At 55.6% G+C, this 18,572-nt stretch carries 30 protein-coding genes; 1 reads left to right on the top strand and 29 read right to left on the bottom strand.

The window, feature by feature from the left end:
* Positions 1-171 precede the first annotated feature (171 nt).
* A complete protein-coding gene (gene uvrA, locus FHK95_RS17745) occupies positions 172-3,003 on the top strand; it encodes an excinuclease ABC subunit UvrA (protein WP_150305980.1) in 2,832 nt (943 codons plus the stop codon).
* A gap of 152 nt (positions 3,004-3,155) precedes the next feature.
* Here uvrA and FHK95_RS17740 read toward each other — a convergent pair whose 3' ends face one another.
* From FHK95_RS17740 to rpsJ, 29 genes are all read right to left on the bottom strand, one after another.
* Positions 3,156-4,616 carry a catalase gene (locus FHK95_RS17740; protein ID WP_150305979.1) on the bottom strand — a complete coding sequence of 487 codons (1,461 nt, stop codon included), beginning with the start codon at positions 4,614-4,616 and terminating at the stop codon, positions 3,156-3,158.
* A 186-nt stretch (positions 4,617-4,802) separates the two neighbouring features.
* Positions 4,803-5,186 carry a 50S ribosomal protein L17 gene (gene rplQ / locus FHK95_RS17735; protein ID WP_150305978.1) on the bottom strand — a complete coding sequence of 128 codons (384 nt, stop codon included), beginning with the start codon at positions 5,184-5,186 and terminating at the stop codon, positions 4,803-4,805.
* A gap of 26 nt (positions 5,187-5,212) precedes the next feature.
* On the bottom strand, positions 5,213-6,214 hold the full coding sequence (locus FHK95_RS17730; protein WP_150305977.1) for a DNA-directed RNA polymerase subunit alpha: 1,002 nt from the start codon (positions 6,212-6,214) through the stop codon (positions 5,213-5,215).
* Positions 6,215-6,239: 25 nt separating this feature from the next.
* Entirely contained in the window at positions 6,240-6,860 is a 621-nt protein-coding gene (gene rpsD / locus FHK95_RS17725) for a 30S ribosomal protein S4 (RefSeq protein WP_150305976.1), read from the bottom strand.
* A 13-nt stretch (positions 6,861-6,873) separates the two neighbouring features.
* On the bottom strand, positions 6,874-7,263 hold the full coding sequence (gene rpsK / locus FHK95_RS17720; RefSeq protein WP_150305975.1) for a 30S ribosomal protein S11: 390 nt from the start codon (positions 7,261-7,263) through the stop codon (positions 6,874-6,876).
* A gap of 20 nt (positions 7,264-7,283) precedes the next feature.
* Positions 7,284-7,640 carry a 30S ribosomal protein S13 gene (rpsM, locus tag FHK95_RS17715; protein WP_150305974.1) on the bottom strand — a complete coding sequence of 119 codons (357 nt, stop codon included), beginning with the start codon at positions 7,638-7,640 and terminating at the stop codon, positions 7,284-7,286.
* A gap of 175 nt (positions 7,641-7,815) precedes the next feature.
* Positions 7,816-7,932 carry a 50S ribosomal protein L36 gene (gene rpmJ / locus FHK95_RS17710; protein WP_150305973.1) on the bottom strand — a complete coding sequence of 39 codons (117 nt, stop codon included), beginning with the start codon at positions 7,930-7,932 and terminating at the stop codon, positions 7,816-7,818.
* 26 nt (positions 7,933-7,958) lie between these two features.
* Positions 7,959-9,287, bottom strand: a complete 1,329-nt coding sequence (secY, locus tag FHK95_RS17705) for a preprotein translocase subunit SecY (protein WP_150305972.1) — start codon at positions 9,285-9,287, stop codon at positions 7,959-7,961.
* Positions 9,288-9,722, bottom strand: a complete 435-nt coding sequence (gene rplO, locus FHK95_RS17700; RefSeq protein WP_150305971.1) for a 50S ribosomal protein L15 — start codon at positions 9,720-9,722, stop codon at positions 9,288-9,290.
* A gap of 3 nt (positions 9,723-9,725) precedes the next feature.
* A complete protein-coding gene (gene rpmD, locus FHK95_RS17695) occupies positions 9,726-9,908 on the bottom strand; it encodes a 50S ribosomal protein L30 (protein ID WP_150305970.1) in 183 nt (60 codons plus the stop codon).
* Positions 9,909-9,914: 6 nt separating this feature from the next.
* Entirely contained in the window at positions 9,915-10,418 is a 504-nt protein-coding gene (gene rpsE / locus FHK95_RS17690; protein WP_150279291.1) for a 30S ribosomal protein S5, read from the bottom strand.
* Between the two features lie 10 nt (positions 10,419-10,428).
* Positions 10,429-10,779, bottom strand: coding sequence for a 50S ribosomal protein L18 (rplR, locus tag FHK95_RS17685; RefSeq protein ID WP_150305969.1), 351 nt, complete (start codon positions 10,777-10,779; stop codon positions 10,429-10,431).
* A gap of 10 nt (positions 10,780-10,789) precedes the next feature.
* Positions 10,790-11,320 carry a 50S ribosomal protein L6 gene (gene rplF, locus FHK95_RS17680; protein WP_150305968.1) on the bottom strand — a complete coding sequence of 177 codons (531 nt, stop codon included), beginning with the start codon at positions 11,318-11,320 and terminating at the stop codon, positions 10,790-10,792.
* 12 nt (positions 11,321-11,332) lie between these two features.
* Complete coding sequence (gene rpsH, locus FHK95_RS17675; RefSeq protein WP_150305967.1) at positions 11,333-11,725, bottom strand: 30S ribosomal protein S8; 393 nt, start codon at positions 11,723-11,725, stop codon at positions 11,333-11,335.
* 39 nt (positions 11,726-11,764) lie between these two features.
* Positions 11,765-12,070 carry a 30S ribosomal protein S14 gene (gene rpsN / locus FHK95_RS17670; RefSeq protein ID WP_150305966.1) on the bottom strand — a complete coding sequence of 102 codons (306 nt, stop codon included), beginning with the start codon at positions 12,068-12,070 and terminating at the stop codon, positions 11,765-11,767.
* Positions 12,071-12,080: 10 nt separating this feature from the next.
* Positions 12,081-12,620 (bottom strand): 50S ribosomal protein L5, encoded by a 540-nt coding sequence (gene rplE / locus FHK95_RS17665; RefSeq protein ID WP_150305965.1) that lies wholly within the window; start codon positions 12,618-12,620, stop codon positions 12,081-12,083.
* Positions 12,621-12,637: 17 nt separating this feature from the next.
* Complete coding sequence (gene rplX, locus FHK95_RS17660; protein ID WP_150305964.1) at positions 12,638-12,952, bottom strand: 50S ribosomal protein L24; 315 nt, start codon at positions 12,950-12,952, stop codon at positions 12,638-12,640.
* A gap of 11 nt (positions 12,953-12,963) precedes the next feature.
* Complete coding sequence (gene rplN, locus FHK95_RS17655) at positions 12,964-13,332, bottom strand: 50S ribosomal protein L14 (RefSeq protein WP_150305963.1); 369 nt, start codon at positions 13,330-13,332, stop codon at positions 12,964-12,966.
* Between the two features lie 42 nt (positions 13,333-13,374).
* Positions 13,375-13,638, bottom strand: a complete 264-nt coding sequence (gene rpsQ, locus FHK95_RS17650) for a 30S ribosomal protein S17 (RefSeq protein ID WP_150305962.1) — start codon at positions 13,636-13,638, stop codon at positions 13,375-13,377.
* A 2-nt stretch (positions 13,639-13,640) separates the two neighbouring features.
* Positions 13,641-13,832 (bottom strand): 50S ribosomal protein L29, encoded by a 192-nt coding sequence (gene rpmC / locus FHK95_RS17645; protein ID WP_150302319.1) that lies wholly within the window; start codon positions 13,830-13,832, stop codon positions 13,641-13,643.
* A complete protein-coding gene (gene rplP / locus FHK95_RS17640; RefSeq protein ID WP_150305961.1) occupies positions 13,832-14,245 on the bottom strand; it encodes a 50S ribosomal protein L16 in 414 nt (137 codons plus the stop codon). Before rplP ends, rpmC begins: the two co-directional genes overlap by 1 nt.
* An 11-nt stretch (positions 14,246-14,256) precedes the next feature.
* Complete coding sequence (rpsC, locus tag FHK95_RS17635; RefSeq protein ID WP_150305960.1) at positions 14,257-14,937, bottom strand: 30S ribosomal protein S3; 681 nt, start codon at positions 14,935-14,937, stop codon at positions 14,257-14,259.
* A 9-nt stretch (positions 14,938-14,946) separates the two neighbouring features.
* Positions 14,947-15,279, bottom strand: coding sequence for a 50S ribosomal protein L22 (rplV, locus tag FHK95_RS17630; RefSeq protein WP_150305959.1), 333 nt, complete (start codon positions 15,277-15,279; stop codon positions 14,947-14,949).
* Between the two features lie 11 nt (positions 15,280-15,290).
* Complete coding sequence (gene rpsS, locus FHK95_RS17625) at positions 15,291-15,566, bottom strand: 30S ribosomal protein S19 (RefSeq protein WP_150305958.1); 276 nt, start codon at positions 15,564-15,566, stop codon at positions 15,291-15,293.
* Between the two features lie 16 nt (positions 15,567-15,582).
* Positions 15,583-16,407 carry a 50S ribosomal protein L2 gene (gene rplB / locus FHK95_RS17620; protein ID WP_150305957.1) on the bottom strand — a complete coding sequence of 275 codons (825 nt, stop codon included), beginning with the start codon at positions 16,405-16,407 and terminating at the stop codon, positions 15,583-15,585.
* 15 nt (positions 16,408-16,422) lie between these two features.
* A complete protein-coding gene (gene rplW / locus FHK95_RS17615) occupies positions 16,423-16,719 on the bottom strand; it encodes a 50S ribosomal protein L23 (RefSeq protein ID WP_150305956.1) in 297 nt (98 codons plus the stop codon).
* Positions 16,716-17,318 carry a 50S ribosomal protein L4 gene (gene rplD / locus FHK95_RS17610; RefSeq protein WP_150305955.1) on the bottom strand — a complete coding sequence of 201 codons (603 nt, stop codon included), beginning with the start codon at positions 17,316-17,318 and terminating at the stop codon, positions 16,716-16,718. The genes rplW and rplD overlap by 4 nt, the downstream gene beginning before the upstream one ends.
* A 12-nt stretch (positions 17,319-17,330) precedes the next feature.
* On the bottom strand, positions 17,331-17,969 hold the full coding sequence (gene rplC / locus FHK95_RS17605) for a 50S ribosomal protein L3 (RefSeq protein ID WP_150305954.1): 639 nt from the start codon (positions 17,967-17,969) through the stop codon (positions 17,331-17,333).
* Positions 17,970-18,062: 93 nt separating this feature from the next.
* Positions 18,063-18,374 (bottom strand): 30S ribosomal protein S10, encoded by a 312-nt coding sequence (gene rpsJ, locus FHK95_RS17600; protein ID WP_028614853.1) that lies wholly within the window; start codon positions 18,372-18,374, stop codon positions 18,063-18,065.
* Between the last annotated feature and the right edge of the window lie 198 nt (positions 18,375-18,572).

Below are 18,572 nucleotides of genomic sequence, written 5' to 3'. Positions count from 1 at the left end.
ACAAAAGGGGCGCATTTTAGCATGCTTGCCGATGGCTTTAGTGAACGCTCTTGAAGTCGGTTTTACGGCCTGGCGCGCGATTGTTCATTGTTCGCAGTGCATTCGGTTTTTGGCGCGCATGCCGCGAGCAACGTATACTAGTCAGCTTTGCTGGCCTTGGGTGGATGTGCAGTGGATACCATCGTTATTCGTGGGGCCCGTACCCACAACCTGAAGAACATTGACCTCGACCTGCCCCGTGACAAGCTCATCGTCATCACCGGTCTATCCGGTTCCGGGAAATCTTCTCTGGCGTTCGATACGCTTTATGCCGAGGGCCAACGTCGTTACGTTGAGTCACTCTCTGCCTATGCCCGGCAGTTCCTGTCGATCATGGAAAAGCCTGACGTCGACCATATCGAAGGCTTATCCCCGGCGATTTCCATTGAACAGAAATCGACGTCACATAATCCGCGATCGACTGTCGGCACCATTACCGAGATCTACGATTATCTGCGTCTGCTGTTTGCACGGGTAGGTATTCCCCTGTGCCCCGACCATGGCGAACCACTCGCAGCGCAGACCGTCAGCCAGATGGTTGACCAGGTACTGGCCTACCCGGAAGGCAGCAAGCTGATGTTGCTCGCGCCGGTCATGCGCGACCGCAAGGGTGAACATCTCGCGTTGATCGATGAGCTGCGAGCCCAGGGCTTCGTGCGCGCACGTATCAACGGCCGCATTCATGATCTGGACGAAGCGCCAGCGTTGGAGAAAAATCGCAAGCACACCATCGAGGTGGTCGTGGATCGCTTCAAGGTGCGCGAAGACTTACAGCTACGCCTGGCCGAGTCCTTCGAGACTGCGCTCAAGCTGGCCGACGGTGTCGCCACCATCGCACCCATGGAAGGCGAGGACGGTGAAGAAGTAACCTTCAGCGCCCGCTTCGCCTGCCCTATTTGCGGCCATTCGATCAGCGAGCTGGAACCGCGGCTGTTCTCGTTCAACAATCCAGCCGGCGCCTGTAGCACCTGTGATGGACTGGGCGTAAAGCAATTCTTCGATGCGCGGCGGCTGGTCAACGGCGAACTGACACTGGCCGAGGGTGCGATTCGCGGCTGGGACCGGCGCAACGTTTACTATTTCCAGATGCTCAGCTCGCTGGCCGGGCATTATGGCATTGACCTGGAAACACCCTTCGCCGAGCTGTCCGATGCGCACCGCAAGCTGGTGCTCAGCGGCACCGGCAGCGAAAAGGTCCCCTTTCGCTACCTCAATGACCGTGGCGACATCGTCAAGCGTGAGCATCCCTTCGAGGGCATCCTGCCAAATCTGGAGCGCCGTTATCGGGAAACCGAATCGCAAACAGTGCGCGAGGATCTGGCCAAGTTTCTCAGCACCCAGCCTTGTCAGGATTGTCACGGCACGCGCCTGCGCCGCGAAGCGCGGCATGTGTTCATCGACGACCGCAATCTGCCCGGCATCAGCACCATGCCAGTTGGCGCTGCGGCGGAGTATTTCGCGCAGCTTCACTTGCCCGGCAACCGCGGCGAGATTGCCGAGAAGATTCTGAAGGAAATCCGTGCACGACTGATGTTTCTGGTCAATGTAGGACTGGATTACCTTAGCCTCGACCGGAGCGCCGATACCCTCTCGGGCGGCGAAGCCCAGCGTATTCGTCTGGCCAGCCAGATCGGCGCCGGCCTGGTGGGCGTTATGTATATTCTCGATGAGCCATCGATAGGTCTGCACCAGCGCGATAATGAGCGCTTGCTGGGAACGCTGATCCACCTTCGCGACCTGGGTAACACCGTCATCGTCGTCGAGCACGACGAGGATGCTATTCGGCTTGCCGACCACGTGCTGGATATAGGACCGGGCGCTGGCGTGCACGGCGGGCAGATAGTCGCCCAAGGCACACCTGCCGAGGTGATGGCACATCCCGATTCACTGACCGGCAAATACCTGTCGGGGCGCGTGAAAATACCGGTGCCCGCCAAACGACATCCACCGCGCAAGGATGAATGGCTGCGCCTCAAGGGCGCCTGTGGCAATAACTTGCAGAAAGTCGACCTGGAAATCCCGATCGGCCTTATGACCTGTGTGACAGGCGTCTCCGGCTCAGGTAAATCAACCCTGATCAACAACACCTTGTATCCGATCACCGCCACTGCGCTGAACGGAGCCACGACGCTGGAGGCCGCGCCCTACACAACTCTCGATGGCCTGCAGCACCTGGACAAGGTTGTCGACATTGACCAGAGCCCAATCGGCCGCACACCGCGCTCCAACCCCGCCACCTATACCGGGCTCTTCACTCCTGTAAGGGATCTTTTTGCCGGCACTCAGGAAGCTCGATCTCGAGGCTACAAGGCTGGACGTTTTTCCTTCAACGTCAAAGGCGGACGCTGCGAAGCCTGCCAGGGCGATGGTTTGATCAAGGTGGAGATGCATTTTCTGCCGGATATTTACGTGCCCTGCGATGTATGCAAAAGCAAGCGTTACAACCGCGAGACACTGGAGATCAAGTACAAGGGCAAGAACATCCACGAGGTGTTGGAGATGACCATCGAGGAGGCCCGGCAATTCTTCGATGCCGTGCCGTCGCTGGCACGTAAGCTGCAGACGCTGATGGAAGTCGGCTTGTCTTACATCCGCCTGGGCCAGTCGGCGGTGACGCTGTCTGGTGGCGAAGCGCAACGGGTGAAGCTGGCTCGGGAACTGTCCAAACGGGATACTGGCAAGACGCTGTATATCCTCGATGAGCCGACCACCGGCCTGCACTTTGCTGATATCCAGCAACTGCTTGATGTGCTGCACCGGCTGCGCGATCACGGCAACACCATTGTGGTGATCGAACACAATCTGGACGTAATCAAGACCGCCGACTGGGTGGTCGACCTGGGGCCGGAAGGCGGTTCCAAGGGCGGCCTGATCATTGCGACGGGTACGCCGGAACAGATCGCCGAAGCCAAGCAATCACACACTGGGCAATTCCTCGGTCCGTTGCTGAAGCGCGACAGCTGATCCGGTAGCCTAGAGCTGAATCGAGCAATCGGCGGCGCCCCAACGGCGGCCGCCGAGACCAGATAGCCGGTCCGATGGCCACAACCCAACCTCTACAACGCAAAAAGCCTGCAGCACGCTGCAGGCTCGGTATAGCAGGCCTAACTCTTCTCTTACGCCAGCACTTCCGTCAACGGGATTTCAAGCGCACCCGCCATGCCCTCCCCGTAGGCGGGATCCGCCTGAATACAATGACCGATGTGACGGATCTTGATATGCCGCTCGGCACCGTCCATCGCCCGCGCGGTATTCTGGAACAGACGCTGCTGCTCTTCCGGCGACATCAGACGAAACAGGTCACCTGCTTGAGAAAAGTAATCGTCATCATCCGCACGGAAGTCGTAACGCGCGCCCGCACCTTCCAGTGCAAGAGGCGGCTCGCTGAAATCAGGCTGTTCCTGCCACTCCTCATAACTGTTCGGCTCATAGGAAACACGTCCGCCCTGGTTACCGTCGGTGCGCATCGCACCATCGCGGTGGAAACTGTGGAAAGGACAGCGCGGTGCATTGACCGGGATCTGATGGTGGTTGACCCCCAGCCGATACCGCTGCGCATCACCGTAGGAGAACAGCCGGCCTTGTAACATCCGGTCTGGCGAGAAGCTGATACCCGGCACTACGTTGGCAGGGGAAAAAGCTGCTTGCTCGACATCCTGGAAGTAGTTCTCCGGATTGCGGTTAAGCTCGAAATACCCAACTTCGATCAGCGGATAGTCACCCTTGGGCCAGACCTTGGTCAGGTCGAAGGGGTGGTACGGCACTTTAGCGGCGTCCATCTCGGGCATGATCTGTACATACATGGTCCAACGCGGGAAATCTTTACGCTCAATCGCGTCATACAGGTCACGCTGGGAGCTTTCCCGGTCACCCGCTACGATGGCTGCTGCCTCCTCATCCGTCAGGTTCTTAATGCCCTGCTGAGTCTTGAAGTGGAATTTGACCCAATAGCGCTGATTGTCGCCGCTGATCAGACTGTAGGTGTGCGATCCGAACCCGTGCATGTGACGGTACGAGGCCGGGATGCCGCGGTCGCCCATGACATAGGTGACCTGGTGCAGCGCTTCCGGCAGGCTGGTCCAGAAGTCCCAGTTATTGTTAGCACTGCGCATATTGGTGCGCGGATCACGTTTAATGGCATGGTTCAGATCAGGAAACTTCAGCGGGTCGCGGAAAAAGAATACCGGCGTATTGTTACCTACCAGGTCCCAGTTCCCCTGCTCGGTGTAGAACTTCATCGAGAAACCGCGGATATCCCGCTCGGCATCAGCAGCACCGCGCTCGCCGGCGACGGTCGAAAAACGCACGAACATCGGCGTCTTTTTGCCGACGGTAGAGAACACCTGGGCTTTGGAATACTGAGTAATATCATGAGTCACGACAAAGTCGCCGAAGGCACCAGAACCTTTAGCATGCATGCGGCGCTCAGGTATCACTTCACGATCAAAGTGCGCCAGTTTTTCCAGAAACCAGACGTCCTGCAGGAGCAACGGGCCCCGCTGCCCGGCTGTCATCGAATTCTGGTTATCGGCAACGGGTGCACCGGCTGCGGTCGTAAGTTTCGGCTTGTCTGTCATGTGGGACTCCTTGGTGTGTACTGCAATACGCGCGTCCGGTTCGCTGCTAAGCCCGTCGGCGATGAGATGATAGTACGCAGATCGGCCACGTAACCCCAATGACTTAAATCAACTCAGGTGATAGATAAAATCTGGGCAAAAAAAAGCCGGATCTAGGATCCGGCCTTTCTATTCGCGCTTTACACCTTACTCGTCAGCAGCTGCACTCAGCTCCGGACGATCAACCAACTCCACATAAGCCATGGGAGCCGCATCGCCAGTACGGAATCCGCACTTGAGAATGCGAATATAACCACCGGGACGCTCGGCATAACGCTTGCCCAGGTCGTTGAACAATTTACCAACCGCTTCCTTGCTACGGGTACGGTCAAACGCCAGACGACGGTTGGCTACGGTGTCTTCCTTAGCCAGGGTGATCAGCGGCTCAGCCACACGGCGCAATTCCTTGGCCTTGGGCAGAGTCGTTTTGATCAGTTCGTTTTCGAACAGCGACACCGCCATGTTTTGAAACATGGCCTTACGGTGTGAGCTGGTCCGATTCAGGTGACGACCACTTTTACGATGACGCATCTCTCAATTCCTCGGTGTCGAGACGATCAGGCCGAAACCTTGTCGTCCTTCTTCAAGCTTGCAGGCGGCCAGTTGTCCAGACGCATACCCAGTGACAGACCACGTGAAGCCAGGACATCCTTGATCTCGGTCAGGGATTTCTTGCCCAGGTTCGGGGTCTTCAGCAGTTCCACTTCGGTACGCTGGATCAGATCGCCGATATAGTAAATATTTTCTGCTTTCAGGCAGTTGGCCGAACGTACAGTCAACTCCAGATCATCAACCGGGCGCAGCAGGATCGGATCGATCTCGTCTTCCTGATGTTCGATCACAGGCTCGTGATCTCCCTTCAGGTCAACAAAAGCGGCCAGCTGCTGCTGAAGAATGGTAGCAGCGCGGCGAATAGCTTCTTCCGGATCCAGGGTACCGTTGGTTTCCAGGTCAATGACCAGCTTATCCAGGTTGGTACGCTGTTCTACACGAGCACTTTCCACTACATAGGCCACACGGCGAACCGGGGTATAAGTAGCATCAAGCTGCAAGCGGCCGATCGAGCGGCTTTCATCGTCTTCAGACTGGCGAGCATCGGAGGGCTCATAGCCCCGACCGCGTGCCACAGTCAACTTCATGTTCAGGACACCAGTGTCAGACATATTGGCAATGACGTGATCAGGGTTAACGATCTCGACGTCATGATCCAGTTGAATGTCTGCACCGGTGACCGGCCCCTGCCCTTTCTTGGAAAGAGACAAGGTAACGTGATCACGGCCGTGCATCTTGATCGCCAACCCTTTCAGGTTAAGCAGGATCTCGATGACATCTTCCTGTACGCCTTCGATGGCGCTGTATTCATGCAAAACGCCGTCGATTTCCGCCTCTACCACGGCACAACCGGGCATGGAGGAGAGCAAAATGCGACGCAGCGCATTGCCCAGGGTATGGCCGAAACCACGCTCAAGCGGCTCAAGAGTAATCTTGGCACGCGTAGGCGAGCTTTCCTGTACGTCAATATGACGTGGTGTTAGAAACTCGGTAACCGAACTCTGCATGGGGGCACCTTTTGCTTACTGACGCTTACTTGGAGTAAAGCTCGACGATCAGACTTTCGTTGATGTCGGCATACAGATCACTCCGTGAAGGCAGGGTCTTGAAGACACCTTCCTTTTTGGCTGTATCGACTTCCAGCCATTCGGATTGACCGCGCTGTGCAGCAAGCTCCAGCGAACCGCCAATACGCAGTTGGTTCTTGGCCTTTTCGCGAACAGCGACCACATCACCTGGGGAAACCAGGAACGAAGCGACATTCACAGTCTTGCCGTTGACGCTGATTGCTTTGTGCGAAACAAGCTGACGCGCTTCGGCACGCGTAGAGCCGAAGCCCATACGATAAACAACGTTGTCCAGACGACGCTCGAGCAACTGAAGCAGGTTTTCGCCGGTCGCACCCTTCAGACGGGCAGCTTCCTTGTAATAATTGGCGAATTGACGCTCCAGAATCCCGTACATGCGGCGGACTTTCTGCTTTTCACGCAGCTGGGTGCCGTACTCGGACAACCGGCCACGACGCTGGCCATGGACGCCCGGAGGGCTTTCCAGCTTACACTTAGAGTCAAGGGCGCGAACACCGCTCTTGAGAAAAAGATCGGTGCCTTCGCGACGAGACAGTTTACATTTGGGACCAATATATCTAGCCATTTCCGTCTCCTGGTTACACGCGGCGCTTTTTAGGCGGGCGACAGCCGTTATGTGGGATGGGGGTGACATCGGTGATGCCGCTGATCTTGTAGCCACAAGTATTCAGCGCACGTACTGCCGATTCACGACCCGGGCCTGGGCCCTTCACATTAACGTCGAGGTTTTTCAGACCGTATTCCAGAGCAGCCTGACCAGCACGCTCTGCTGCAACCTGGGCAGCAAAGGGGGTGCTTTTACGCGAACCACGGAAACCGGAACCACCAGAAGTCGCCCAGCTCAGAGCGTTGCCCTGACGGTCGGTAATGGTGATGATGGTGTTGTTGAAAGACGCGTGGATGTGGGCAATCCCATCGACCACCGTCTTTTTGACTTTCTTACGAACACGAGCAGCAGGCTTAGCCATATCTGTATATTCCTTAGCGATTACTTACGGATCGGCTTGCGTGGGCCCTTACGGGTACGCGCATTGGTCTTGGTGCGCTGGCCGCGGACCGGAAGGCCCCGACGGTGGCGCAGACCACGATAGCAGCCCAGATCCATGAGACGCTTGACGTTCATGTTGATCGAACGACGCAGGTCACCTTCAGTGTGGCTCTTGCCCACTTCGGTGCGCAGCAGATCAACCTGCTCCTCGCTGAGATCCTTGATTTTTGCATCCGGTGCAATACCGGTTGCGGCACAGATCTGTTGTGCCTTGGTTTGACCAATACCAAAGATATAGGTCAAAGAGATAACAGTATGCTTGTTATCCGGGATGTTGACGCCTGCAATACGGGCCATCCAAATTTACTCCGTCTGACAGCTACTCTGACTCAACCCAAAACGTACACGAGCTGTGTGTGAAAAAGGGTGCAGTAGGGTAGCGCTAACAAAAATAAAAATCAACCACCCGACCAGTTATCTGGCCGAGCGGCGGTTATCCTGAGACGTAGTCAACAATCAACGGGAAAGGGTATTAACCTTGACGCTGCTTGTGACGGGGCTCAGCACTGCAGATGACCCGGACGCTACCATTGCGACGGACCATCTTGCAGTTACGGCAAAGCTTCTTGACTGATGCTGCAACTTTCATAACAGACTCCTAGAACCTTGAGATTCTCAGCGCAGCATTCCGCTGCCGTAGCCTTTCAAGTTCGATTTCTTCATAAGAGACTCGTACTGCTGAGAAACGAGGTGCGATTGTACTTGGGACATGAAGTCCATCACAACCACAACAACGATCAACAGTGACGTCCCACCCAGGTAGAAGGGAACATTAGCCGACACCACCAGGAACTGCGGCAAGAGACAGACCGCAGTCATGTACATGGCGCCAAACATGGTCAGCCGCGTCATCACCCCGTCAATATAACGGGCCGACTGCTCACCCGGACGAATCCCCGGAATGAACGCGCCTGACTTTTTCAGGTTTTCAGCCACATCCTTGGGATTGAACATCAACGCTGTGTAGAAGAAGCAGAAGAAAACGATCCCCGCACTAAACAGAATGATGTTCAAAGGCTGTCCTGGAGCAATTGCCTGCGACAAACCCTGCAGCCAACCCATGCCCTCACCCTGGCCGAACCAGGTACCCAAAGATGCCGGGAACAACAGGATACTGCTGGCAAAGATCGCTGGAATCACACCGGCCATGTTCACCTTAAGCGGCAAATGGCTGGTCTGGGCAGCGAACACCTTGCGTCCCTGCTGGCGCTTGGCATAGTTGACCGTAATCCGACGCTGTCCGCGTTCGACGAAAACCACAAAGGCAATCATCGCAACGGCCAGCAATGCGATCGCAATCAAGGCGAAGATATTGATATCGCCCTGACGTGCCGCTTCGAAAGATTGGCCAATGGCGCTTGGCAGCCCGGCTACGATACCGGCGAAGATCAGCATGGAAATACCGTTGCCGATACCCCGCTCGGTGATCTGCTCGCCTAGCCACATCATGAACATGGCGCCCGCTACAAAGGTAGTCACCGCTACGAAGTAGAAGCTGAACCCTGTATCAAACGTCACGCCCTGACTGGCCAGACCGACAGACATGCCGATGGCCTGAATAAATGCCAATACCAATGTCAGATAGCGGGTGTACTGGCTGATCTTGCGACGGCCGGATTCACCCTCTTTCTTCAACTGTTCCAGCGACGGGCTAACCGCCGTCATCAGCTGCATGATAATCGATGCAGAAATGTACGGCATGATGCCCAAAGCGAAGATACTCATCCGCTCCAGAGCACCACCCGAGAACATGTTGAACAGGCTAAGTATGGTTCCCTCGTTCTGCCTGAACAGGTCAGCCAGTCGATCAGGATTGATACCGGGCACGGGAATATGTGCCCCGATGCGGTATACGATGATCGCCAGGAACAGGAAGCGCAAGCGCCCCCAGAGTTCCGTCAGGCCGCCTTGCTTCATTCCAGAGAGAGCGCCTTGCTTAGCCATTTAGTCCTCGATCTTGCCGCCAGCTGCTTCGATCGCTGCACGCGCACCTTTGGTGGCTCTCAGCCCTTTGATGCTGACCGCTTTGGTCATATCGCCGGAAAGAACGACTTTGGCACGTACAAACTTGTTGCCAATGATGTTGGCATCCTTCAAGGCTTGCAGGTCAATCACGTCAACGTCCAGCTTGTTCAACTCACTGGTACGAATTTCAGCGGTGACCATCGCAATCTTGGACGTGAAACCGAACTTCGGCAGACGACGGTGCAGCGGCTGCTGACCACCCTCGAAACCCGGAGCTACGGTGCCGCCCGAACGCGAGCTCAAACCCTTGTGGCCGCGACCGGCAGTCTTGCCCAGGCCGCTGCCGATACCACGGCCGACGCGCAGCTTTTCACGGCGTGCACCCGGCGCGGAACGCAGATCATTCAATTTCATGTCTTAACCCTCAACCCGAACCATGTAGGCGATCTGATTGACCATCCCACGCACAGACGGGGTATCTTCGACTTCGACGGTGTGACCGATACGGCGCAAACCCAGACCTTTGACACAGGCCCTGTGGTTTGGCAGACGACCAATCGCACTCTTGTACAAAGTCACTTTGATTGTTGCATTAGCCATTTCAGGTTACCCCACGATGTCTTCAACGGTCTTGCCGCGCTTGGCCGCTACAGACTCGGGAGACTGCATCGACTTCAGACCCTTGTAAGTGGCCTGGACGACGTTAACCGGGTTGGTGGAACCGTAACACTTGGCCAGTACGTTATGCACACCAGCGGCTTCGAGGACGGCACGCATCGCGCCACCAGCAATAACGCCGGTACCCTCGGAAGCAGGCTGCATGTACACCTTGGAGGCGCCATGCGCGGCCTTGACCGGATACTGCAAGGTCGAACCGTTCAGATCCACCTGGATCATGTTACGACGTGCGGCTTCCATGGCCTTCTGAATCGCTGCAGGCACTTCACGTGCCTTGCCACGACCGAAACCCACTCGACCATTACCATCGCCAACGACCGTCAATGCGGTGAAGGCGAAGATACGGCCACCTTTTACTACTTTGGCAACGCGGTTAACCTGAACCAGTTTCTCGATATAACCTTCGTCGCGCTTCTGCTCGAAATTAGCCATAGCTCTACCCTTAGAATTCCAACCCGCCTTCACGAGCGGCGTCGGCCAGCGCTTTCACGCGGCCATGATACTTGAAGCCGGAACGGTCGAAGGAGACCTGACTAATCCCAGCGGCCTTGGCGCGCTCGGCTACCAGGAGCCCGACTTTCTTGGCGGCTTCGATGTTGCCAGTGCCACTGCTGCGCAGGCTGGCATCCAGAGTGGATGCGCTGGCCAGTACTTTTGCACCGTCGGCTGAGATCACTTGCGCGTACATGTGCTGCGAAGAACGGTACACGCACAGACGTACGGCTTCCAGCTCGCGCTGCTTCAGACGCGAACGGCGAGCGCGACGGAGACGGATAACTTTTTTATCGCTCATTTGCTATGCCCTACTTCTTCTTGGCTTCTTTACGACGCACGACCTCATCGGAGTAGCGTACACCCTTGCCTTTATAAGGCTCGGGACGACGGAAATTACGAATCTCCGCGGCTACCTGACCGACTAGTTGCTTGTCGATACCTTTAATGATGATGTCAGTCTGGCTCGGGGTTTCCGCAGAAACACCTTCAGGCAGCTGATAGTCAATCGGATGGGAAAAACCCAGCGCCAGGGACAGAGTCTGCCCTTTGGCCTGCGCCTTGTAACCCACACCGACCAACTGCAGCTTGCGCTCGAAGCCTTGGGTGACACCCGTAACCATGTTTTGCACCAGCGCACGAGTCGTGCCGGCCATGGCCATATTTGGGCTGCCAGGACGTGCGGCGAACTTCAAAACGCCGTCTTCCTGAACAACTTCTACTGTTGAGTGGAGATTCAGATCCAGAGAGCCCTTGGCGCCCTTGACCGAAAGCTCTTGACCGTCCAGCTTTATTTCTACGCCCTGCGGTAATTTGACAGGGTCTTTAGCGACGCGAGACATCGTAACCCCCTATCAGAATACAGTGCAAAGAACTTCGCCGCCGATACCGGCTGCGCGAGCGGCACGATCAGTCATAACACCTTTATTGGTGGAGACGATCGAGACACCCAGTCCACCCTTGACCTTCGGAATCTGGTCAACGGACTTGTACTGGCGCAGGCCTGGACGGCTGATGCGTTTGACATCTTCTATAACTGGCTTGCCTTCGAAGTACTTGAGCTCGATCGAAAGAACAGGCTTGGTGTCGCCCTGCACTTCATAACCGGCAACATAGCCTTCCTCTTTAAGTACTTTGGCGACAGCCACCTTCAGCTTTGCCGCAGGCATACTGACACTGGACTTTTCAGCCATCTGGGCATTACGGATGCGGGTCAGCATATCTGCTAACGGGTCCTGCATACTCATGGGCTTTCTGCTCCTGAAACTGAGTAATTGAGGTCTGGATTACCAGCTGGCTTTAACCAGACCGGGTACATCACCGCGCATTGCCGCTTCACGCAATTTGATGCGTGAAAGGCCGAACTTGCGGTATACGCCGTGCGGGCGGCCAGTGATCCGGCAGCGGTTACGCTGACGAACCGGGCTCGCATCACGCGGCAGTTTTTGCAGCCCCATCTGAGCATTCCAACGGTCTTCAACAGACGCGTTCATGTTACCGATGATGGCCTTGAGCTCAGCACGCTTTACAGCGTACTTGGCAACCGTACGAGTGCGCTTCAACTCGCGGTTTTTCATACTGACTTTTGCCATTACCTGACTCCTAGTTACGGAACGGGAAGTTGAACGCACGCAGCAGCGCACGACCTTCGTCGTCCGTTCGTGCAGTGGTTGTCAAAGTAATGTCCAAACCACGCAGGACATCGATCTTGTCGTAATCGATTTCCGGGAAGATGATCTGTTCCTTGACACCCATGCTGTAATTGCCACGACCGTCGAACGATTTAATGTTCAGGCCGCGGAAATCGCGCACGCGGGGCAGAGAAATAGCCAACAGACGGTCCAGGAATTCGTACATCTGCTCACGGCGCAAGGTTACCTTGACACCGATCGGCCAGCCGTCACGAATCTTGAAACCAGCGATAGACTTACGAGCGTAGGTCACGATGCCTTTACGGCCAGTGATCTTCTCGAGGTCAGCCATTGCGTGTTCGATGACTTTCTTGTCACCAACTGCTTCGCCAAGGCCCATGTTCAGGGTGATCTTGGTGAGCTTCGGTACTTCCATCACGTTCTGCAGGCCCAGTTCTTCTTTGAGCTTGGGAACGAGAGTAGTCCGGTAGTGTTCTTTCAATCTTGCCATGGTAAGCACCTAGATTCTCAAGCGTCGACGGCTTTTTGCGTCGACTTGAAAATACGAACCTTCTTACCGTCTTCGACCTTGAAGCCGACACGGTCGGCCTTGCTGGTCTCGCCGTTGAAGATTGCCACGTTGGAGACGTGGATTGGCGCCTCCTTCTCAACGATACCGCCTTGCGCACCAGCCATGGGATTTGGCTTGGTGTGCCGCTTGATAATGTTGACACCGGAAATTAACAGGCGTGAGTCAGCCAGGACCTTGAGGACCTTGCCGCGCTTACCTTTATCTTTACCGGCGATGACGATTACGTCGTCGTCACGTTTTATCTTTTGCATGACCGGGCTCCTTACAGCACTTCGGGCGCGAGGGAAACGATCTTCATGAACTGCTCATTACGCAATTCACGCGTCACTGGCCCAAAGATGCGGGTACCGATCGGCTCATTTTTATTGTTGAGCAGAACGGCTGCGTTGCCATCAAAACGGATCAGCGAACCGTCTGGACGGCGTACACCGTGACGAGTACGCACGATGACCGCATTGAGCACCTGGCCTTTCTTTACTTTGCCGCGGGGAATCGCTTCCTTCACGGTCACTTTGATGATATCGCCAATGCCGGCGTAGCGGCGGTGAGAACCGCCAAGAACCTTGATACACATGACGCGGCGTGCACCACTGTTATCTGCCACTTCCAGCATGGATTGAGTCTGAATCATAACTTTCTCCGACCCTTGAAAATTCCGCCAACAAGCGCGGGCTTAAACTTGCGCCGCGCGCTCGTCGATCTGTACCAGGGTCCAGTTCTTGGTTTTCGCCAAGGGACGGGTTTCCCGAATAGTTACCAGATCACCGATGCGGCATTCGTTGTTCTCGTCATGTGCGTGCAGCTTGGTAGAGCGGCGTACGTATTTACCGTACAGCGGGTGCTTTACCTGGCGCTCGATCAGCACAGTAACGGTCTTTTCCATCTTGTTGCTGACCACACGGCCAGTAACGCTACGATCTGTAATGGTCTCGGCCATGATCACTTACCACCTTTCTGGTTGAGCACGGTCTTGACTCGAGCGATGTCACGCTTGGCCTGCTTCAGCAGGTGGCTCTGACCGAGTTGACCGGTTGCCTTCTGCATCCGCAGATTGAACTGGTCACGCAGCAGGGTGAGCAGCTGCTCATTGAGCTGCTCGGCAGATTTTTCACGAAGTTCTGTCGCTTTCATCACATCACCGTCCGCTTAACAAAGGTGGTAGCGAGAGGCAGCTTGGCAGCGGCAAGGGTAAACGCCTCGCGCGCCAGCTCTTCGGAAACACCTTCGATCTCATACAGGATTTTGCCAGGCTTGATCTGGGCTACCCAGTACTCGACATTACCCTTACCTTTACCCATCCGGACTTCCAAAGGCTTCTTGGAAATCGGCTTATCCGGGAAGACACGGATCCAGATTTTACCGCCACGCTTAACGTGACGAGTCAGGGCACGACGAGCGGCTTCGATCTGACGGGCTGTCAGACGACCACGGCCGACGGCCTTGAGTCCATATTCGCCAAAGCTCACTTTACTACCGCGATGCGCCAGACCACGGTTGTGGCCGGTCATTTGCTTGCGGAACTTCGTACGCTTGGGTTGTAACATGTGCGTACCCCTTACTTAGCAGCTTTTTTCTTGGTCGCGACGGCTTTGGTTTCTTCGGGCTGACCACCAATGATCTCGCCTTTGAAAATCCAAACCTTCACACCGATCACACCGTATGTGGTGTGGGCTTCATACGTTGCGTAGTCGATGTCGGCACGCAGAGTGTGCAGCGGCACACGGCCTTCACGGTACCATTCGCTCCGGGCGATTTCGGCACCGCCGAGGCGGCCACCAACCTGGATCTTGATACCCTTGGCACCAATGCGCATTGCGTTCTGTACGGCGCGCTTCATGGCACGACGGAACATCACGCGGCGCTCCAACTGCTGAGCAACGTTTTGTGCTACCAGAGCAGCGTCGAGTTCCGGCTTGCGGATCTCTTCGATGTTGATATTCACAGGTACGCCCATCTGCTTTGTCAGCTCCTGGCGCAGCTTCTCGACATCCTCGCCCTTCTTGCCAATCACGATACCCGGACGGGCAGTGTGAATGGTGATCTTGGCGGTTTGTGCCGGGCGCTGAATCTCAACGCGACTGACCGAAGCGCTCTTCAGCTTCTTCTGAACGTACTCGCGTACCTTCAGATCAGTGTTCAGATAGTCCGCATACGTGCGGCCATCTGCGTACCACACCGAAGTGTGCTGTTTAACAATTCCGAGGCGAAAGCCCGTCGGATGTACTTTCTGACCCATGATCGACTCCTACTTGTCAGCAACCTTGACCGTGATGTGGCAAGACCGCTTCACGATACGATCAGCACGGCCTTTGGCACGTGGCATGATGCGCTTGAGAGAGCGACCTTCGTTTACAAACACGGTGGAGACCTTAAGGTCATCCACGTCCGCGCCATCGTTGTGCTCAGCGTTGGCAATTGCCGACTCGAGCACTTTCTTGATGACTTCAGCGGCCTTTTTGTTGCTGAAAGCCAGCAGATTCAGGGCTTCATCAACTTTCTTCCCGCGGATCTGGTCAGCGACCAAGCGCGCTTTCTGGGCAGAGAGTCGGGCGCCTTTATGACTAGCGGCTACTTCCATCTTCTAACCCCTTAGCGCTTGGCTTTCTTGTCCGCAACGTGACCACGATAGGTACGCGTTGCAGAGAATTCGCCTAACTTGTGACCGACCATGTCTTCCGAAATAATTACCGGTACATGTTGACGACCGTTATGTACTGCGATGGTCAAACCAACCATCTGCGGCAGAATCATCGAACGGCGCGACCAGGTTTTGACTGGCTTACGGTCATTCTTTTCAACTGCAACTTCGATCTTCTTTAACAGGTGAAGATCGATAAAAGGTCCTTTCTTCAGAGAACGCGGCATGTCGTTTCCCCTCTAATTACTTGCTGCGACGACGGACAATCATCTTGTCAGTCCGCTTGTTTGACCGAGTCTTGGCGCCCTTGGTCGGGAAGCCCCATGGCGACACAGGATGACGACCACCGGACGTACGGCCTTCACCACCACCGTGCGGGTGATCAACCGGGTTCATGGCTACACCACGAACTGTCGGACGAACACCGCGCCAGCGACTGGCACCGGCCTTACCCAGGGAGCGCAGGCTGTGCTCACCATTGGACACTTCGCCCATGGTGGCGCGGCACTCACCAAGCACCTTACGCATCTCGCCGGAGCGCAGACGCACAGTTACGTAAGCACCTTCACGCGCAACCAGCTGAACGGAGGCACCGGCACTGCGAGCTACCTGAGCGCCTTTACCAGGCTTCAGTTCGATCGCGTGAATGGTGCTACCCACTGGAATATTGCGCAGCGGCAACGTATTACCCGGCTTGATCGGCGCCTCGGCACCCGATACGACCTGATCACCAGCAGTCACGCCCTTGGGGGCAATGATGTAGCGGCGCTCGCCGTCGGCGTACTTGAGCAGAGCAATATGAGCGGTACGGTTCGGATCGTATTCGATACGCTCAACGACAGCAGGAATGCCATCCTTGTTGCGACGAAAATCGACCATACGATAATGCTGCTTATGACCGCCCCCACGATGACGCGTGGTGATACGGCCATTATTATTACGACCACCAGACTTGCTTTGCTTCTCGAGCAAAGGTGCATACGGCGCACCTTTGTGCAGGTCAGCGTTCACGACCTTGACAACGAAGCGGCGGCCAGCGGAAGTAGGTTTACATTTTACAAGTGCCATGATGTACCCCTTAACTTATTCAGCGCTGGCAAAATCGATGTCTTGACCGGATTCCAGGCTGACATATGCCTTCTTCCAATCATTACGTTTGCCTAGGCCGCGTACGGTTCGCTTGGTCTTGCCTTTAACATTCAAGGTCGAAACGGTCTTGACCTTGACGCTGAACAGCTGCTCAACGGCTTTCTTTATTTCCAGCTTGGTCGCGGTGTTTTCCACCTTGAACACGAACTGGTTTTTGCTGTCAGCCAGCACGGTAGCCTTCTCGGATACATGCGGGCCAAGCAGTACTTTGAAAATGCGTTCTTGGTTCATCCCAGCATCTCCTCGAACTTCTTAACGGCAGGTACGGTAATCAGTACCTTGTCGTAAGCGATCAGGCTGACCGGATCCGAACCTTGAACGTCACGTACATCAACGTGCGGCAGATTGCGCGCAGCGAGGTACAGATTGGAATCAAGATTGTCAGTAACGATCAACACGTTTTCCAGGTTCAGATCCTTGAGCTTGCCGATCAACGTTTTAGTCTTCGGAGCATCAACGGAAAAGTCTTCAACCACGACGAGGCGCTCAAGACGAACCAGCTCGGACAAAATCGAGCGCAGCGCACCGCGATACATCTTGCGGTTCAGCTTTTGCTCATGATTCTGTGGACGTGCAGCGAAAGTGGTACCGCCCCCGCGCCAGATTGGGCTGCGGATAGTACCAGCACGGGCACGACCAGTACCTTTCTGGCGGAACGGCTTCTTGCCACCACCGGAAACGTCGGAACGTGTCTTCTGCTGCTTGGTACCCTGACGGCCACCCGCCATGAAGGCGACGACGGCTTGGTGAACCAGGGTCTCGTTAAACTCTGTGGCAAAGGTCAGATCGGAAACTTCGATCGCGTTTGCGCCAGCTACATTCAAATTCATGGTAACTCCCCCTTAACCCTTGGCCTTGACAGCCGGGCGGACGATTACGTCGCTGCCGGGTGCACCAGGAACCGCGCCCTTGATGAGCAGCAGGTTACGTTCGGCGTCAACGCGGACGATTTCCAGGGTCTGCACGGTCACTTGTTCAGCGCCCATGTGCCCGGCCATCTTCTTGCCCTTGAATACACGGCCCGGAGTTTGGCACTGGCCAATGGAACCTGGTACACGGTGGGATACGGAGTTGCCGTGGGTAGCATCCTGGCCGCGGAAGTTCCAGCGCTTGATCGTACCGGCGAAGCCCTTACCTTTGGACTGACCGGTGACATCGACCTTCTGGCCCGCTTCAAAAATGCTGACGGTGATTTCAGCCCCAGCCTGGTACTCGGTATCGCCTTCCACACGGAATTCGCATACCTGACGACCTGCTGCGGTGTTGGCTTTAGCAAAGTGCCCTGCCATCGGCTTGCTGACACGCTTCGCGCGACGCTCGCCCAAGGTGATCTGAATAGCCTGATAGCCATCCGTATCGAGGGATTTTACCTGGGTGATGCGGTTCGGCTCTACTTCTACGACGGTAACCGGAATGGAAACGCCATCTTCAGTGAAAACGCGGGTCATACCGCATTTCCGGCCGACTAATCCAATAGTCATCTTGTAAACCTCATGAGTGCACGGGGCTATTACCCGCTATGGCCGCCCATTTCAGGGCGTTGCACGACTTATAGCCCCAGTCGTGTGGGGCTATCAGCCGAGGCTGATTTGAACCTCAACGCCAGCTGCCAGATCCAGCTTCATCAGCGCATCGACAGTCTTGTCGGTAGGCTGAACGATATCCAGAACCCGTTTATGGGTGCGGATCTCGTACTGATCACGGGCATCTTTATTGACGTGCGGGGAAACCAGCACTGTAAAACGCTCTTTGCGCGTCGGCAAAGGTATTGGACCACGGACCTGAGCCCCAGTACGTTTCGCGGTATCCACGATTTCCTGGGTTGATTGATCTATCAGGCGGTGGTCAAAAGCCTTCAACCGAATACGAATCTGTTGGTTCTGCATTTGACCAGAAACTCCAAGCTTCAATTCTTCAGAGCACACCCCAACACTGCGGGTAGGCCCATCCAAGGGAGGCGCAATTCTACTGACGCGCCTACCCAGTGTCAACCAAAATACAAAAGCCCCCGTTGAACGGAGGCTTTTGATTATGGCGTCAGATTATCAAGCGATAATCTTGGCAACCACACCGGCACCAACGGT

This window comes from Pseudomonas saliphila, assembly GCF_008638345.1.
Taxonomy (GTDB): domain Bacteria; phylum Pseudomonadota; class Gammaproteobacteria; order Pseudomonadales; family Pseudomonadaceae; genus Halopseudomonas; species Halopseudomonas saliphila.
The sequence above is the reverse complement of the archived record's forward strand: the minus strand, read 5'-3'. Positions and strand labels throughout refer to the sequence as shown.

Coding starts and splice junctions, on each gene's coding strand:
- FHK95_RS17740 (WP_150305979.1), bottom strand. CDS start 4,616: ATGACAGACAAGCCGAAACTTACGACCGCAGCCGGTGCACCCGTTGCC.
- rplQ (WP_150305978.1), bottom strand. CDS start 5,186: ATGCGTCATCGTAAAAGTGGTCGTCACCTGAATCGGACCAGCTCACAC.
- FHK95_RS17730 (WP_150305977.1), bottom strand. CDS start 6,214: ATGCAGAGTTCGGTTACCGAGTTTCTAACACCACGTCATATTGACGTA.
- rpsD (WP_150305976.1), bottom strand. CDS start 6,860: ATGGCTAGATATATTGGTCCCAAATGTAAACTGTCTCGTCGCGAAGGC.
- rpsK (WP_150305975.1), bottom strand. CDS start 7,263: ATGGCTAAGCCTGCTGCTCGTGTTCGTAAGAAAGTCAAAAAGACGGTG.
- rpsM (WP_150305974.1), bottom strand. CDS start 7,640: ATGGCCCGTATTGCAGGCGTCAACATCCCGGATAACAAGCATACTGTT.
- rpmJ (WP_150305973.1), bottom strand. CDS start 7,932: ATGAAAGTTGCAGCATCAGTCAAGAAGCTTTGCCGTAACTGCAAGATG.
- secY (WP_150305972.1), bottom strand. CDS start 9,287: ATGGCTAAGCAAGGCGCTCTCTCTGGAATGAAGCAAGGCGGCCTGACG.
- rplO (WP_150305971.1), bottom strand. CDS start 9,722: ATGAAATTGAATGATCTGCGTTCCGCGCCGGGTGCACGCCGTGAAAAG.
- rpmD (WP_150305970.1), bottom strand. CDS start 9,908: ATGGCTAATGCAACAATCAAAGTGACTTTGTACAAGAGTGCGATTGGT.
- rpsE (WP_150279291.1), bottom strand. CDS start 10,418: ATGGCTAATTTCGAGCAGAAGCGCGACGAAGGTTATATCGAGAAACTG.
- rplR (WP_150305969.1), bottom strand. CDS start 10,779: ATGAGCGATAAAAAAGTTATCCGTCTCCGTCGCGCTCGCCGTTCGCGT.
- rplF (WP_150305968.1), bottom strand. CDS start 11,320: ATGTCTCGCGTCGCTAAAGACCCTGTCAAATTACCGCAGGGCGTAGAA.
- rpsH (WP_150305967.1), bottom strand. CDS start 11,725: ATGAGTATGCAGGACCCGTTAGCAGATATGCTGACCCGCATCCGTAAT.
- rpsN (WP_150305966.1), bottom strand. CDS start 12,070: ATGGCAAAAGTCAGTATGAAAAACCGCGAGTTGAAGCGCACTCGTACG.
- rplE (WP_150305965.1), bottom strand. CDS start 12,620: ATGGCAAGATTGAAAGAACACTACCGGACTACTCTCGTTCCCAAGCTC.
- rplX (WP_150305964.1), bottom strand. CDS start 12,952: ATGCAAAAGATAAAACGTGACGACGACGTAATCGTCATCGCCGGTAAA.
- rplN (WP_150305963.1), bottom strand. CDS start 13,332: ATGATTCAGACTCAATCCATGCTGGAAGTGGCAGATAACAGTGGTGCA.
- rpsQ (WP_150305962.1), bottom strand. CDS start 13,638: ATGGCCGAGACCATTACAGATCGTAGCGTTACTGGCCGTGTGGTCAGC.
- rpmC (WP_150302319.1), bottom strand. CDS start 13,832: ATGAAAGCGACAGAACTTCGTGAAAAATCTGCCGAGCAGCTCAATGAG.
- rplP (WP_150305961.1), bottom strand. CDS start 14,245: ATGTTACAACCCAAGCGTACGAAGTTCCGCAAGCAAATGACCGGCCAC.
- rpsC (WP_150305960.1), bottom strand. CDS start 14,937: ATGGGTCAGAAAGTACATCCGACGGGCTTTCGCCTCGGAATTGTTAAA.
- rplV (WP_150305959.1), bottom strand. CDS start 15,279: ATGGAAGTAGCCGCTAGTCATAAAGGCGCCCGACTCTCTGCCCAGAAA.
- rpsS (WP_150305958.1), bottom strand. CDS start 15,566: ATGCCGCGTTCTCTGAAGAAAGGACCTTTTATCGATCTTCACCTGTTA.
- rplB (WP_150305957.1), bottom strand. CDS start 16,407: ATGGCACTTGTAAAATGTAAACCTACTTCCGCTGGCCGCCGCTTCGTT.
- rplW (WP_150305956.1), bottom strand. CDS start 16,719: ATGAACCAAGAACGCATTTTCAAAGTACTGCTTGGCCCGCATGTATCC.
- rplD (WP_150305955.1), bottom strand. CDS start 17,318: ATGAATTTGAATGTAGCTGGCGCAAACGCGATCGAAGTTTCCGATCTG.
- rplC (WP_150305954.1), bottom strand. CDS start 17,969: ATGACTATTGGATTAGTCGGCCGGAAATGCGGTATGACCCGCGTTTTC.
- rpsJ (WP_028614853.1), bottom strand. CDS start 18,374: ATGCAGAACCAACAGATTCGTATTCGGTTGAAGGCTTTTGACCACCGC.